General features: G+C 67.7%; 18 protein-coding genes. 6 read left to right on the top strand and 12 right to left on the bottom strand.

What is annotated here, in order from left to right; genetic code table 11:
- Positions 1-53 precede the first annotated feature (53 nt).
- On the bottom strand, positions 54-830 hold the full coding sequence (locus tag RCF13_RS24235) for an SDR family NAD(P)-dependent oxidoreductase (RefSeq protein WP_231352648.1): 777 nt from the start codon (positions 828-830) through the stop codon (positions 54-56).
- On the bottom strand, positions 827-1,147 hold the full coding sequence (gene grxD, locus RCF13_RS24230; protein ID WP_005415957.1) for a Grx4 family monothiol glutaredoxin: 321 nt from the start codon (positions 1,145-1,147) through the stop codon (positions 827-829). The genes RCF13_RS24235 and grxD overlap by 4 nt, the downstream gene beginning before the upstream one ends.
- A gap of 121 nt (positions 1,148-1,268) precedes the next feature.
- Between grxD and RCF13_RS24225 the strand changes: the two genes are divergently transcribed.
- Positions 1,269-1,847, top strand: a complete 579-nt coding sequence (locus RCF13_RS24225) for a superoxide dismutase (RefSeq protein WP_032954072.1) — start codon at positions 1,269-1,271, stop codon at positions 1,845-1,847.
- Positions 1,848-1,922: 75 nt separating this feature from the next.
- On the opposite strand, the gene RCF13_RS24220 is transcribed toward RCF13_RS24225, so the two are convergent.
- From RCF13_RS24220 to purE, 3 genes are all read right to left on the bottom strand, one after another.
- Positions 1,923-2,264 carry a carboxymuconolactone decarboxylase family protein gene (locus RCF13_RS24220; protein ID WP_019659022.1) on the bottom strand — a complete coding sequence of 114 codons (342 nt, stop codon included), beginning with the start codon at positions 2,262-2,264 and terminating at the stop codon, positions 1,923-1,925.
- Between the two features lie 125 nt (positions 2,265-2,389).
- Complete coding sequence (locus tag RCF13_RS24215; protein WP_154350504.1) at positions 2,390-3,538, bottom strand: 5-(carboxyamino)imidazole ribonucleotide synthase; 1,149 nt, start codon at positions 3,536-3,538, stop codon at positions 2,390-2,392.
- Positions 3,535-4,038, bottom strand: coding sequence for a 5-(carboxyamino)imidazole ribonucleotide mutase (purE, locus tag RCF13_RS24210; protein WP_005412808.1), 504 nt, complete (start codon positions 4,036-4,038; stop codon positions 3,535-3,537). Before purE ends, RCF13_RS24215 begins: the two co-directional genes overlap by 4 nt.
- Positions 4,039-4,096: 58 nt before the next feature.
- Between purE and RCF13_RS24205 the strand changes: the two genes are divergently transcribed.
- The 4 genes from RCF13_RS24205 (at position 4,097) to RCF13_RS24190 (ending at position 6,825) form a co-directional block, all read left to right on the top strand.
- Entirely contained in the window at positions 4,097-4,366 is a 270-nt protein-coding gene (locus RCF13_RS24205) for a Trm112 family protein (protein WP_061478499.1), read from the top strand.
- Positions 4,363-5,214: a carboxylating nicotinate-nucleotide diphosphorylase gene (nadC, locus tag RCF13_RS24200; RefSeq protein WP_134969050.1), complete on the top strand. Its 852-nt coding sequence runs from the start codon at positions 4,363-4,365 to the stop codon at positions 5,212-5,214. The genes RCF13_RS24205 and nadC overlap by 4 nt, the downstream gene beginning before the upstream one ends.
- A gap of 182 nt (positions 5,215-5,396) precedes the next feature.
- Positions 5,397-6,398: a DUF2272 domain-containing protein gene (locus tag RCF13_RS24195; protein ID WP_134969051.1), complete on the top strand. Its 1,002-nt coding sequence runs from the start codon at positions 5,397-5,399 to the stop codon at positions 6,396-6,398.
- 67 nt (positions 6,399-6,465) lie between these two features.
- A complete protein-coding gene (locus RCF13_RS24190; RefSeq protein WP_134969052.1) occupies positions 6,466-6,825 on the top strand; it encodes a DUF3301 domain-containing protein in 360 nt (119 codons plus the stop codon).
- 86 nt (positions 6,826-6,911) lie between these two features.
- Here RCF13_RS24190 and RCF13_RS24185 read toward each other — a convergent pair whose 3' ends face one another.
- The 7 genes from RCF13_RS24185 to RCF13_RS24155 all read right to left on the bottom strand — a co-directional run bounded on the left by RCF13_RS24185 (position 6,912) and on the right by RCF13_RS24155 (position 12,959).
- Positions 6,912-7,364 carry a ClpXP protease specificity-enhancing factor gene (locus tag RCF13_RS24185; protein ID WP_019659028.1) on the bottom strand — a complete coding sequence of 151 codons (453 nt, stop codon included), beginning with the start codon at positions 7,362-7,364 and terminating at the stop codon, positions 6,912-6,914.
- 84 nt (positions 7,365-7,448) lie between these two features.
- Positions 7,449-8,084 carry a glutathione S-transferase N-terminal domain-containing protein gene (locus RCF13_RS24180; RefSeq protein ID WP_005415948.1) on the bottom strand — a complete coding sequence of 212 codons (636 nt, stop codon included), beginning with the start codon at positions 8,082-8,084 and terminating at the stop codon, positions 7,449-7,451.
- A 134-nt stretch (positions 8,085-8,218) separates the two neighbouring features.
- Positions 8,219-8,968: a cytochrome c1 gene (locus RCF13_RS24175; RefSeq protein ID WP_134969053.1), complete on the bottom strand. Its 750-nt coding sequence runs from the start codon at positions 8,966-8,968 to the stop codon at positions 8,219-8,221.
- Positions 8,961-10,220, bottom strand: a complete 1,260-nt coding sequence (locus tag RCF13_RS24170; protein ID WP_005408840.1) for a cytochrome bc complex cytochrome b subunit — start codon at positions 10,218-10,220, stop codon at positions 8,961-8,963. The genes RCF13_RS24175 and RCF13_RS24170 overlap by 8 nt, the downstream gene beginning before the upstream one ends.
- A complete protein-coding gene (gene petA / locus RCF13_RS24165) occupies positions 10,220-10,840 on the bottom strand; it encodes a ubiquinol-cytochrome c reductase iron-sulfur subunit (RefSeq protein ID WP_004151998.1) in 621 nt (206 codons plus the stop codon). The genes RCF13_RS24170 and petA overlap by 1 nt, the downstream gene beginning before the upstream one ends.
- Positions 10,841-11,024: 184 nt before the next feature.
- Entirely contained in the window at positions 11,025-11,945 is a 921-nt protein-coding gene (locus RCF13_RS24160; RefSeq protein ID WP_231352647.1) for a lytic transglycosylase domain-containing protein, read from the bottom strand.
- Between the two features lie 45 nt (positions 11,946-11,990).
- Positions 11,991-12,959 (bottom strand): WYL domain-containing protein, encoded by a 969-nt coding sequence (locus RCF13_RS24155; RefSeq protein ID WP_231352646.1) that lies wholly within the window; start codon positions 12,957-12,959, stop codon positions 11,991-11,993.
- A gap of 80 nt (positions 12,960-13,039) precedes the next feature.
- Here RCF13_RS24155 and RCF13_RS24150 point away from each other — a divergent pair, with 80 nt between their 5' ends.
- Positions 13,040-13,660, top strand: a complete 621-nt coding sequence (locus RCF13_RS24150) for a glutathione S-transferase (protein WP_134969310.1) — start codon at positions 13,040-13,042, stop codon at positions 13,658-13,660.
- Positions 13,661-13,681 lie beyond the last annotated feature (21 nt).

Here is a 13,681-nt window from a genome sequence, read left to right as displayed (position 1 = left end):
ACCGGTTCGCAACGCAATCGTGACGGGTTCTTCACTCCGCCTTCCCACGGGGCTCACCTTTCCCGAGGCGTCTCACTGGCATCGAGAATCTGCCCGCGCCAGGCGCTCCCAGCGGCGGACAGCAGGGTCACCGCAGCGGCCGCCGCGGCTTCCGGGCCTTGCGCAGCCGGGTCCTGGTCCACGGAATAGGCGCGGGCCCGAAGCGCCGTGCGCAGGGGGCCGGGGTACAGGCCGCTGACCCGGATGGGACTACGGCCCAGTTCATCGTGCAGGCTGGCGATCAGGCCACGCAGGCCGTGCTGGGCCACGCCATACCCCCCCCAATAGGCCTGTCCGACCCGTTCGGGAGCATCGACCGCGAACACCAGAGCGGCATCCTCGCGTTGCCGCAGCAGCGGCAGGCAGGCCTGGGCCAGCCAGGCCGGCGCGGTCAGGGTGACATGGACCGCACGGGCGAAACTGGCCGGGTCAGCCAGTTCAAACGGAGTCAGCCCGGGGAAATGCGCGGCGCAGACCAGCAGTCCATCCAGCCGCCCCAGCTCGCGCTGCAGGGCCTGGGCCAGTTCGGCATAGTCATCGGGGCTGGCGCCTTCCAGGTCCAACGGGTACAGAAGCGGTTCCGGACCGACCGCCTGGACCTGGGCATAGACCCGGTCCAGCCGGCGCGGCTTGCGTCCCAGCAGGACCACGGTGGCCCCGGCTGCAGCTGCGGCGACCGCCGCGGCACTGCCCAGCCCTCCCCCGGCGCCGGCGACCAGTACGACGCGATCCTGCAACGGGCGGCCATCGATCGCCCCGTCAGTCGGTGACGTCGACGGCCAGGCACTCATCCCTGGGTCGCCTCTTCGACGATGCGCTTGAGCTCGCCGGATTCAAACAGTTCCATGACGATGTCGCAGCCGCCGATCAACTCACCATTGATGAACAGCTGCGGGAAGGTCGGCAGATTGGAAAAGCGCGGCAGGTTGGCGCGGATCTCCGGCTCTTCGAGCACGTTGACAGTGCGCAGGGTGACGGCGCCGGCTGCCATCAACGCCTGCACGGCGCGACTGGAAAAGCCGCACATCGGGTATTGCGGGGTGCCCTTCATGAACAGCACGAGCGGGTAACGATCGACCTCGGCCTGGATTTGCTGCATTACCGCCACAACCACACTCCTTGCTTCGCCGGACAAACCGACCGTGATGGTCGGCTAGACTGCCCACGGTAGCCGCCATTGTAAGCGGATGGAACAGGCTGCCGCCGCCCCCCTGGCCACGAACCTGTCCATGCCCGTCGAATTGCCTGCCCTGCCCTACCTCCCCGGCTCCCTGCAGCCCCACCTGTCCGCGCAGACCGTTGAGTTGCATCACGGCCGCCACCACCGCGCCTACGTTGACGCGGTCAACGCCGGCACTCTCGGCACCGAGTGGGAGGAGGCGTCACTGGAAGAGATCGTGCGCCATGCCCAGGGCACGCTGTTCGATGCGGCCGCCCAGGCCTGGAACCACGGCTTCTATTGGCAGTGCCTGCGCCCGCGCGGCGGCGGCGAGCCGCAGGGCCGGCTGGGCGAGCTGGTCAAGCGCCAGTTCGGTGATGCGCAGCGCCTGCGCGAGGAATTCAACCGCACCGCGCTGGGCCTGTTCGGCTCGGGCTGGGTGTGGCTGGTGCAGCACCCCGGTGGCCAGCTCGGCATCCAGGCCACCCGCAACGCCGGCACGCCACTGACCGGCGAAAGCACCCCGCTGCTGTGCTGCGATGTCTGGGAGCACGCCTACTACACCGATTACCAGAATGATCGCGCGCGTTACCTGGATGCCTTCTGGCAGATGGTCAACTGGGAATTCGCCGAGAGCCAGCTGCGCTGACTGCCTGTAGAGCCGAGCCCATGCTCGGCTGGCCGGACAGCAGCCGAGCATGGGCTCGGCTCTACAGATGAAGCGTCACGCGTTCTCGTGCGCAGCCACCGCGTCCATCACCCGCGCCGAGTACACCAGCGCCGCGCCGGCGTTGAGCGACACCGCCACGCCCAGTGCTTCGGCGATTTCCTCGCGGCTGGCGCCATGCTTCAGCGCAGCGTCCACGTGCACGGTGATGCAGCCGTCGCAGCGGGTGGTCACCGCCACCGCCAATGCGATCAGCTCACGGGTCTTGGCATCCAGGTGGTTGGTCTGGGCACCGGCATTGGCCAGGGTGGCGTAGCCCTTGACCGTGTCCGGCGAGAGCTTGCCGATCTCTCCGATGCGGCCCTTCAGTTCCTTGCGATAGGCATTCCAGTCGAGCATGGTCGTGACTCCTGTGAAAGGAGCGCCACGCTACCACCGGCAATGGTGCGCCGATGCCTGCACCGGCGCGCCACACCGTTGCAGGCATACAAGGTTGTGCCGGCCATTGGCCGGCACGCCCGGGCTCAGCGGTTGCGCAGCGCGTGCACTGCCGGCGCCACCTGGGCCTGGCGGTCCAGCTCCAGGCCGACCTGGTCCAGCGCATCGGCCAATGCAGCGGCATCATCGTCGCGCAACGTGGCGTGGCCGACCTTGCGACCTTCGCGCGGCTCCTTGCCGTAATCGTGCCAATGGCCACTGGCCTGACCCAGCACCGGCGCCGGATCGGGCATCTTGCCCAGCCAGTTCAGCATGCAGGCATGGCCGAGCATGCGGGTGCTGCCCAGTGGCAGGCCCAGCACGGCACGCAAGTGATTCTCGAACTGCGAGGTCTCGCTGCCTTCGATGGTCCAGTGGCCGGAGTTGTGCACGCGCGGTGCCATCTCGTTGGCCAGCAGTTCGCCGTCGCGACAGAACAGCTCCAGTGCGAACACGCCCACATACTGCAGGTGCTCGGCGACGCGGCGGGCATAGCCGATCGCTGCCTGCCGCTCGGCGTCGGACAGCACCGCCGGTGCCACGCTGGCCGACAGCACGCCGTCGACATGCCAGTTGCCGGTGACCGGCCAGGCTTCGAAGCTGCCATCGCGGCCACGCACGGCCACCACGCTGACCTCGCGCTGGAAGGCCACGAAGCCCTCCAGGATCAGTCCGGTGCGCTCCACCTGGGCACCGAGCGCATCCCATGCGGCGTCGATGTCGGCTTCGCTGCGCAGGCGGAACTGACCCTTGCCGTCGTAGCCGAGGCGGCGGGTCTTGAGGATGCACGGCAGACCGAACTCAGCCGCCTTCGCCGCCAGCTCGTCGCGGTTACGGATGTCGGCGAAGGCCGGCAGCGGAATACCCAGCTGCTGGAACAGGGTCTTCTCGCTCAACCGGTCCTGGGCCACCGCCAGCGCGGCCGGCGGCGGATAGACCGGCACGCGGTCGGCCAGGAACTGTGCACTGTCGGCAGGTACGTTCTCGAAATCGAAGGTGACCACATCGACCTTGGCGGCGAAGTCCGCCAGGGCCTGGCGGTCATCGAAGGCGCCCACGGTGAGCGGCGCCAGCGGGCCGCTGCAGGCGTCGGCGGCCGGGTCGTACAGTTCGAAGCGAAGCCCCAGCGGCGCACCGGCCAGGACCATCATGCGGGCGAGCTGGCCGCCGCCCAGGATGCCGACAGTCAGGCTCATTGGCGCGGATCGTCGTGGGCCATCACGTCTTCGGTCTGGCGTGCACGGAAGGCATCGAGCGCCTGGCCGATCGCCGGCTGGTCGCTGGCCAGCATCGCCGCCGCGAACAGCGCGGCGTTGGAGGCGCCGGCGTTGCCGATGGCGAAGGTGGCGACCGGGATGCCGGCCGGCATCTGCACGATCGACAGCAGGGAATCCATTCCGTTGAGGGCCTTGGACTGCACCGGCACACCCAGCACCGGCACGGCGGTCTTGGCCGCGATCATGCCCGGCAGGTGCGCGGCCCCGCCTGCACCGGCGATGATCGCGCGCAGGCCACGCGGGCCCGCCTGCTCGGCGTAACTGAACAACACATCCGGCGTCCGATGCGCGGACACCACCTTCACTTCGAACGGAACACCCAGGGCTTCAAGCTTCTGGGCGGCGTGCTGCATGGTTTCCCAGTCGGAACGGGAACCCATGACGATGCCGACAAGCGGCGCGATCGGATTGGGGGTCATTGGCCGTCACCTGCCTTAAAGACGTATTCTAGCCGTCTTCCACGCAAGACGAAGAACCATGGATCGCAAGCTGCTCGACCTGCTGGTGTCCCCGGACACCCGCCAGCCCCTGTCCCTGCTGGATGGCAAGGGCCTGGAAGCCCTCAACAAGGCCATTTCTGCCGGCACGGTGACCAAGGCCGATGGCAACCCGCTGGCGCAGCCGCTGCGCGAGGCGCTGGTCACCCGTGACCGCAAGCAGGTGTTCCGCGTCGACGACGGCATCCCGGTGCTGCTGGCCGAGGAAGCCGTTCCGACCGCCCAGATCGCCGACTTCCCGGCCGCATGAGCACGCTGCCGACGCCAGATGCGGCCGTTGTCGCCGCCGATGTCGCGCGCGCGCTGGCCGAGGACCTGGGCAGCGGTGACGTCACCGCCGCCCTGCTCCCCGACCAGGCGGACAGCGCCTACCTGCTGTGCAAGCAGGATGCGGTGATCGCCGGGCGCCCCTGGTTCGACGCCACCCACCGCGCGCTCGACCCTGACGTGCGCATTGAATGGCACATCGCCGAAGGCGATGCCGTCACCGCCGGCACCGTGCTGGCCCTGCTGCACGGGCGCAGCTGCAGCCTGGTCAGTGCCGAGCGCACGTCGCTGAACTTCCTGCAGACGCTGTCCGGCACCGCGACCACCACTGCCCGCTACGTGGCCGCGGTGGCCGGTACCGGTACCCGCATCCTCGACACCCGCAAGACCCTGCCCGGCCTGCGCCTGGCACAGAAGTACGCGGTGCGCTGCGGCGGCGGCGAGAACCACCGCTTCGGCCTGTACGACACGGTGATGCTGAAGGAGAACCACATCCGTGCTGCCGGTTCGCTGGCCGCGGCGGTGGCCGCCGCACGCCGGCAGTGGCCTGCGCTGCCACTGGTGGTCGAGGTTGAAGACCTGGCACAGCTGCGCCAGGCGCTCGAAGCCGGTTGCGAACGCATCCTGCTGGATGACTTCAGTCCCGACCTGCGCCGCGAGGCGGTGCGCATCACGGCCGGGCGCATTCCGCTGGAAGTCTCCGGCAGCGTCGGCCTGGGCGGCCTGCGCTCGATCGCCGAGGATGGCGTCGATTGCATCTCCATCGGCGGGCTGACCAAGCATGTGCAGGCCATCGATCTGTCGTTGAAGCTGGGCCCGCCGCCGGCTTGAGGCCTGCAGGGCCTTGTAGAGCCGAGCCCATGCTCGGCTGCTTCTCGATTTGCGGCGCGCCCTGCACGCGCTTCGCGCGATGAGCCGAGCGTAGGCTCGGCTCTACACGAGACGGGGCGCCTTCACGGCTCGGCTACGCCAGCCTCTGCGACGCTGCGGGCATCCCCCCACAGGAGCCGCGCATGCGCCGGATGCTCTTGCCTGCCTGTCTGCTGCTCGCGGCAGCCCCCTTGTCCGCCGCAGCCGCTGAAGCCTGCGATGTCCCTCCCCGCTTCGGCCTGAGCCCATTGGCGGTGGCCATCCGCAATACCGCCTGCAACGAGCACCGGCTGTGGTTCCGGCCCTTCATCGATCGCGATGGCCGCGCGGCGAGTCTGAGTGTCACCGAGGCGGAGAACGAACACCTGGCCGACAACGGGCTGATTGCCTGGCAGCGCGTGGCCGGCTACTGGCGCAACAGCGGCACGCTCAACGCGATGGGCAGCATCGCCGGTGCCAGCAGCTGCGTGGCACCGCTGGGTACGCGCTACACCGACAGCGACTGCCGCGCCTTCCTGATCGACAATCCGTGGTCGGCCGCTTTCATTTCCTGGGTGATGGTGCAGGCCGGCGTTCCCGGCTTCAACACGTCGCCGCGCCACATCGACTACATTCGTGCCGCGTACCAGGGCGGCCCCTCGGGCGTGCCGTACCGGCTGGTCGATCCCGCGACCGCAAAGCCCGCACCGGGCGACCTGTTGTGCTTCCTGCGCGACCGCAGCACGACGCTCAGCTACAGCGGGCTGGTGCAGGCGCTGGGCAACGGTTCGGTGGGCCACTGGAAATCACATTGCGAAGTGGTGGTGGCCGCCAACCTCGGCGGCGACCAGACCCTGTACCTGGTCGGTGGCAACGTGATGAACACCGTGGCGATGCGGTTGCTGCCGCTGGACCGCACCGGGCTGATCAAGCTGCCCCCGGCACGCGAACGCAACAGCACCGGCATCGACCCCAGCTGCACGCCGGGCCGCGAGGACGAATGCAGCTTCAACCGCCAGGACTGGGCGGCCCTGCTGCAGCTGACCGCGACATCACCCGTGGTGATGCCCTCGCCAACTGCCACACCAATACAGACCGCTCCGGCGCCGCAACCGGTGATCGTGCCCGCGCAGCCAGTGCCCGACGAACCACAGCCGCGGCGGTGAATGCAGCGCTTGATCCAGCGCGCGTTCGCCGCCATCTTTGCCGGATCGACCTCTGACGGCTGACGCCATGCCTACCCTGCTGCTGTTGCTGATTGCCGGCGGAATCATCTACTTCTTCTGGAACGCCGCACGCTCGGCCGCCGAGCGCGCGGTCGAGCTGGGACGCAATGCCTGCCGCGCCGCCGACGTGCAGTGGCTGGACCAGGCGGTGCACGCCACCGGCCTGCGACTGTCGCGTGGCGAGGATGGCCGACTCGGTTTCGAGCGCACCTTCAAGTTCGAGTATTCCTACGATGGCATCGATCGCCACGTGGGCCGCATGGTGCTGCGTGGCGACCAGCTGATTTCGTTCACCGGCCCCGGTGCCGCGCGGATCAGCCAGATCCGGCCGGATGTGGAGGATGTGGAGGATGCCGAGGATGCCTAGGGTTTGAAGATGTGCCGGCCAACGGTCGGCACCCACCGCCAGACGGGCCAAGAAAAACGCCGCCCATCGGGGCGGCGTCGGAATGGTTACTTGACCACGCGCAGGTTCGGGCGGCCCTTCGGCGGCGGGCTGGCCGGCGGCGTATCGTCCGGCGGCGTGCCTTCCTCGTGCAGCAGCTCATCGCTGGTCGGTGCGGTTTCGCTGCCCGGAATGTCATCCGGCAATGCCATGCCCTGCCCCGTCTCGCGGGCGTAGACGGCCAGCACGGCGCTGATCGGCACCTGCACCGGGTAGCTGGTACCGGAGAAGCGCGCCGAGAAGCTGACCATCTCGTTGTCGATCATCAGCCGCACGACAGCACGTTCGGCGATGTTGAGCACGACCCGGCCATCCTTGACCGCCGAAGGCGGGACCTGCACGCCGGGGACGCCGGCGTCGACCAGGATGTGCGGGGTCAGCTGGTTGTCGTTGATCCATTCCACCAGCGCCCGCAGCAGGTACGGGCGGTGGCTGGTCATGTGGAAGAAGTCTTCGGTCATGCGTGAAGTGTACGCGCCCGGCGCCCCGCCGGGGCGGATCGTCTGCACGCCGGTCGGCCTGCAGACGGGTAACGCGGGGCCGGATCAGACCGGCAGATCGCGCAGTTTCTTTTCCTGCTCGGTCAGGCTGCGGACAAATCCCGGATGGCGGAAGATGCGGTTGCCGTAGTCCTCGATCGCCTTGCCATCCTTCGGCAGCGGCACATCCAGCGACTGCAGGCGCCAGATGATCGGCGCCATCGCGCAGTCGGCCAGGCTCATTTCCGGATTGAGGAAGAACTTGCTGGCCTTGAACAGCGGCAGCGAGGCGGTCAGCAGTTCCTTCAGGCGCTTGCGCCCGGCCTCGGCCTGGGTCTTGTTGCCCAGCTGGATGGCCTGCACCTGCGGCACCCAGTCGTGCTCGATGCGCAGCATGGCCAGTCGGATGCGCGCACGCGACAGCGGGTCGACCGGCATCAGTGGCGGATGCGGGTAGCGCTCATCCAGGTACTCGCTGACCACCGATGCGGCGTACAGCACCAGCTCGCGTTCGACCAGGGTCGGCACCGAGTGGTACGGATTGAGGTCGATCAGGTCTTCAGGCGGGTTCTGCGGATCGACCGGAACGAAGTCGAAGGTGACGCCCTTGGCCGCCAGGACCAGGCGTACACGGTGGCACAGTACGTCGTCGTTCGAGGAAAACAGCGTCAGTGTATTGCGCATGCGTACGCTCGCCGCCATCAAAGGCTCTCCCACGACAGGAGACCGCCTGCCGCATCGGCGCCGCCGGCACCGTGCCAGCGGTCGACTCCTCCCCGAGTGTGCAACCGACCATCACAAAAGCCAATAGGCCCATGCGATGGCCGGCGGCAGAATCAGTGAACGTCCTTCCAGTATTCCTTCTTCAGCAGATACAGCAGGAAGGTCAGCAGGGCCAGGAACAGGATCACCCACACGCCCAGCTGCTGGCGCTTGAGTGCGGCCGGTTCGCCGGCGTATTCGAGGAAGTTGGTGATGTCCCGCACGGCCTGGTCGTACTGCCCGGCATCGACCGATCCCGGCGTTTCAATCTTCAGGCCGGTCACCGGCGGGTCCATGCCGGGCGCTTCCGCCTTGCCGCGCACCGCATGCTGCAGCCCCTGCATCTCCCACAGCGGGTTGGGCATGGAGGCGTTGGCGAACAGCGCGTTGTTCCAGCCCAGCGGGCGGCTGCTGTCCAGATAGAACGATTTGAGATAGGTGTAAACCCAGTCACTGCCCCGCACGCGCGAGATCAGGCTGAGATCGGGCGGCATCTTGCCGAACCACTTCTCCGCGTTTTCCTTGGGCATCGCCACCGGGATCGGGTCGCCGATCGCCGAGCCGGTGAAGTTGAGGTTGTTCATCACCTCTTCTTCGGTCAGGCCCAGGTCCTGCGCCATCCGCGAGTAGCGCAGGTACTTCAGCGCATGGCAGCCGGAGCAGTAGTTCATGTACAGCTGCGCACCCCGCTGCAGCGAGGCGCGGTCACCGAGGTCGTTGCCGGCCTGCAGCAGCTTGGTGCCGCCCTCGGCGGCGGAGGCCAGGAAACTGCCCAGCATCAGGGTGGCCGTCAGGGCCAGCCGGACCATCCAGCGCTCAGTCATGCGTGGTCACCCTCTCCGGTACCGGCTTGGTCTTGTCCAACCTTGTCCATAGCGGCATGGTGATGAAGAACGCGAAGTACAGGAAGGTCAGCACCCGCCCGATGTAAGTTTCATGCACGTCGGTGCCCGGGCCGGAGCCGATCACGCCCAGCCACACGAAGCACACCGCCAGCACGCCCAGCATCACCTTCGAGATCCAGCCGCGGTAGCGCACCGACTTCACCCTGGCCTTGTCCAGCCACGGCACCAGGAACAGGATCGCAATGGCCGAGAACATCACCAGCACGCCACCGAGCTTGTTCGGTACCACGCGCAACATCGCGTAGTAAGGCGTGTAGTACCAGACCGGCTTGATGTGTTCGGGGGTCACCAGGCGGTTGGCCTCGGTGAAGTTGTCGTGTTCCAGGAACAGGCCACCGAAGCCAGGTGCGAAGAAGATGATGAAGGCGGCGATGATCAGCAGGAAGCCGGCGCCGACACCATCCTTCAGCGTGTAGTACGGGTGGAACGGAATACCGTCGGCCGGCGCATTCGGCGACCAGCGGTTGCCCTTCGGCCCCTTCTTGATCTCCACGCCATCGGGGTTGTTCGACCCCACTTCGTGCAGCGCGCCCAGATGCAGCACCACCAGCAACAGCAGCACCAGCGGCAGTGCGATGACGTGCAATGCGAAGAAGCGGTTGAGCGTGGCGTCACTGGGCAGGTAGTCGCCCATGATCCATTCGGTCAGGCCGTTGCCGATCACCGGTATCGCGCCGAACAGCGAGATGATCACCTTGGCGCCCCAGAACGACATCTGGCCCCACGGCAGCACATAGCCCATGAAGGCTTCGGCCATCAGCACCAGGTAGATCAGCATGCCCAGGATCCACACCAGCTCGCGCGGCTTCTGGTAGCTGCCGTACAGCAGGCCGCGGAACATGTGCAGGTAGACCACGATGAAGAACAGCGAGGCGCCGGTGGAGTGCATGTAGCGGATCAGCCAGCCCCACTCCACATCACGCATGATGTATTCGATGGAGCCGAACGCCTCCGCGGCGCTGGTCTTGTAGTGCATCGTCAGGAAGATGCCGGTGACGATCTGGTTGACCAGCACCAGCAGTGCCAGCGAGCCGAAGTAGTACCAGATGTTGAAGTTCTTCGGCGCGTAGTACTCGCTGACGTGCTTGCGATAGACCGGCATCAGGCCCGGCGCGCGGGCATTGACCCAGTCGGCGACGCCGCTGGCGGTACGGCTGAGGATATTGGCCATCAGGCAGCCCCCTGCGGATCGACACCGATGATGATGGTGTTGTCGTCCTGGTAGTGGTGCGCGGGCACCTTCAGGTTGATCGGCGCCGGCACATCCTTGAAGACGCGACCGGACATGTCGAAGCGCGACTTGTGGCAGGGGCAGAAGTAACCGCCCTTCCACTGCGGGTCATAGGGCTCGGGCCGGATCTCGGCGACCATTTCCGGCGAGCAGCCCAGGTGCGTGCACAGGCCGACCAGCACGGAGATGTCCGGCTTGATCGAGCGCAGCTCCGGGTTCTGCTTCAGCACGTAGTCCGGCTGCTGGTCCTTCTCGCCGGACTCGGGGTCCTTGAGGCGGCCATCCAGCCCGTGCAGTGCATCCAGGATCGCCTTGGACCGCTTGACGATCCAGATCGGCTGGCCACGCCACTCCACGATCAGCCGTTGGCCTTCCTGCAGGGCGCTGATGTCGGCCACGACCGGTGCACCGGCAAGCTTGGCACGGGCACTGGGATTCCAGGATTTGATGAAAGGAACGGCGGTGAATCCGACGCCGACGGCGCCAACCACAGCAGTGGTGGCAGAAAGAAAACGCCGACGTCCGGTGTTGACTGGATCGTGTACCCCATCGTTGGCCATCCGGCACTCCGATATTGATTAGGTAGCTTTAAGGCTGCCAGCGGATCCGGTGGGGGCCAGAGCCGCATTGAATCATGGGCGAGTGTAGCGGAACCGTCGCGCGCCACACAACGCTCTTTGCAAGGAGTGCCGACTGACAGTCGGCACCCACCTGTTCAAGGGAGTGCCGACCAACGGTCGGCACCTACTGGTGACTCAGGGCGGTGCGGTAACGCTCGGCCAGCTGCCCGACCCGGCGCACGTAGTACTGGGTCTCGCTGTAGGGCGGCACGCCACCGTGGCGGTCGACCGCGCCTTCGCCGGCGTTGTAGCCGGCCGCAGCCAGGGTCAGGTCGCCATTGAAGCGCTTCAGCAACCACGCAAGATACTGCACACCACCACGGATGTTCTGCGCGGCATCGTAGGAATCGCTGACCCCGAAGCGGGCCGCGGTCGGCGGCATCAGCTGCATCAGGCCCTGCGCGCCGGCGCGGCTGAGCGCGGTCGGGTTGTAGGCCGATTCGGCGTGGATGATGGCACGCACCACGGCCTCCTCGACGCCGAACTCGCGTGCCGCCGAGGTGATCTCGGTCTGGAACGCGGTGGTGTTCAGGCGCACCGAACCGAAGTCCACGCGCGGGTTGACGCCGCACGCGTAGCAGCGCTCCATGAAACTGTAGCGGATGGTGCGCACCGGACCGAGGTTGGCCACCTGGGTCGGCCGCGCACTGGTGTAGTGGCGCACCCCATCCTTCATGAAGGAATAGACCTGGCCGCTGACCATCCGCCCGGCCCGCGAGGCCGTCGGTGCCGCGGCAGGCGCGGGTGCAGCAGGCGTCGGCACGACCGCAGCGGGCGCAGCAGCGCTGGCCGCCACAGCGACCGGATTGCGTTCGATGCTGGCCACCGAGGTCGGCGCAGGCTTCGGTGCGGCCACCACGGGGCGCGGTGCCGGGCGGGTATCGCGGCTGTAGCTGATGCTGCTGCAGCGCGCGCCGGCCACTCGCTTGCTCACGTAGCTGGTGACTCCGTCGCCGCCCTGGCACTTGTACAGGGTGCCGGCGCTGGCCGGCGCAGCGGTCAGCGCAGCGATGATGATCGCCGTTGTCCCCAGTATCCCCTTCATGCCGCGAGTGTCCCAGCTTCGCCGGGGCTTGCCAAGCGACGCGGCTCAGCCTGTGACCGGTGGCACAGCCAGCACCTGGCCCAATCCGGCCAAACGCTGTGCCAGCTCATCGCGCAGGCCCGGCGGTGTGGTCCACAACGCCACCGGCACCCGGTCCAGGCTGAGGATCTGCGCCAGCATCATGCCGCCGCTCTCGGCGCCCATGCGCAACAGGCAATGGTCGGCGCCATCAGCCTCCAGCACACCACACCACGGCGGGATGCGCCCTTCCAGCTCGGTGCGGCTGCCGGCCAGGCGGACGATGGCCTGCAGTGCGAAGGGCGCCTGGCTGACCGCCTGCCGCACCATCACGTCCGGGGGCACGGGCGTGCGTCGATGCATGCCCGGCCCGGCGCATTCGCGCACCGCGCCCATCCGGTCCACGCGCAGGGTGCGCCAGTCCTGCCGGCCCAGGTCCCAGGCCAGCAGGTACCAGCGCCGCCCGTAGTTGACCAGGTGCTGCGCCTCGACCTCGCGCTGGGTCACCGCCTCCTGCGCACTGCGGTACTCGAAGGCCAGCCGTGACGCCTGCCGGCAATGCTGGGCCAGCCGTCCCAGAAGGCGTGCGTCGGTGGAGGGAAGGTCGGACAGGGTGGCCGTCGCCGCATGCACCTCGCCGGCCTGCTGGCGGCGGCGGGTCGGTACCAGCGGGTCGAGCTTGGACAACAGGCCCCGCGCGGTGTCGTCGATGCCGGCGACGGACGCGGACGCGGCACGCAGGGCGATGGCCAGGGTGGTCGCCTCCTCCTCGTCCAGCAGCATCGGCAGCACCGGCGCCCCAGCCCCGAGCTGATAGCCGCCGCCGACCCCCGAGGAGGCCCGCACCGGATAGCCCAGTTCGCGCAGGCGTTCGATATCACGGCGGATGCTGCGCCGGTCCACGCCCATGCGCTCGGCCAGCTCAGCCCCGGACCACTGGCGGCGGGCCTGCAGCAGGGCGATCAGGCGCAGCAGTCGATGGGCGGTATGGCGCATGAAGAATCGAGGACAGAAGTCGTCCGCAATGGTGCCCCAGGATGGCTTCCAGTTCACCACCCACCGCAAGGAGCAATGCCATGACCTCACGCCAGATCACCCTGTACCACGCTGCCCGATCCCGCTCGAGCGGCGCCGTGGCCCTGCTCGAAGCGCTGGGTGCCGACTACCGCATGCAGGTGCTGGACCTGAAGGCCGGCGCCAACCTGGCCCCGGCCTATCTGGCCATCAACCCGATGGGCAAGGTGCCGGCCATCGTCCACAACGGCGCGCTGGTGACCGAACAGGTGGCCATTTATCTGTACCTGGCCGACCTGTATCCGGAAGCCGGGCTGGCGCCGCCGATCGGCGACGCCCTGCGCGGGCCCTACCTGCGCTGGATGGCCTTCTACGGTGCCTGTTTCGAGCCGGCGATGATCGACAAGGCGATGCACCGCGAGCCGCCGCCGCGCATGATGTCGCCGTACAACGACGCCGAGACCGTGCTGCAGGTGGTCGAGGCCCAGCTGGCACAGGGTCCCTACCTGCTCGGCGAGACGATGAGTGCCGCCGACGTGCTGTGGGGCAATGCGCTGGCCTGGACCACGGCCTTCGGCCTGGTGCAGCCTGCGCCGGCCACGGCTGATTACATCGCACGGATGAGCGCGATGACCGCCTTCGACCGTTCGCGGCAGATCGATGCGGAGCTGGCGGCGGCATAAGCAGCGCCGGAGCAGCGCCGG

Source organism: Stenotrophomonas maltophilia group sp. RNC7, assembly GCF_030910085.1.
GTDB lineage: Bacteria > Pseudomonadota > Gammaproteobacteria > Xanthomonadales > Xanthomonadaceae > Stenotrophomonas > Stenotrophomonas sepilia.
The sequence above is the reverse complement of the archived record's forward strand: the minus strand, read 5'-3'. Positions and strand labels throughout refer to the sequence as shown.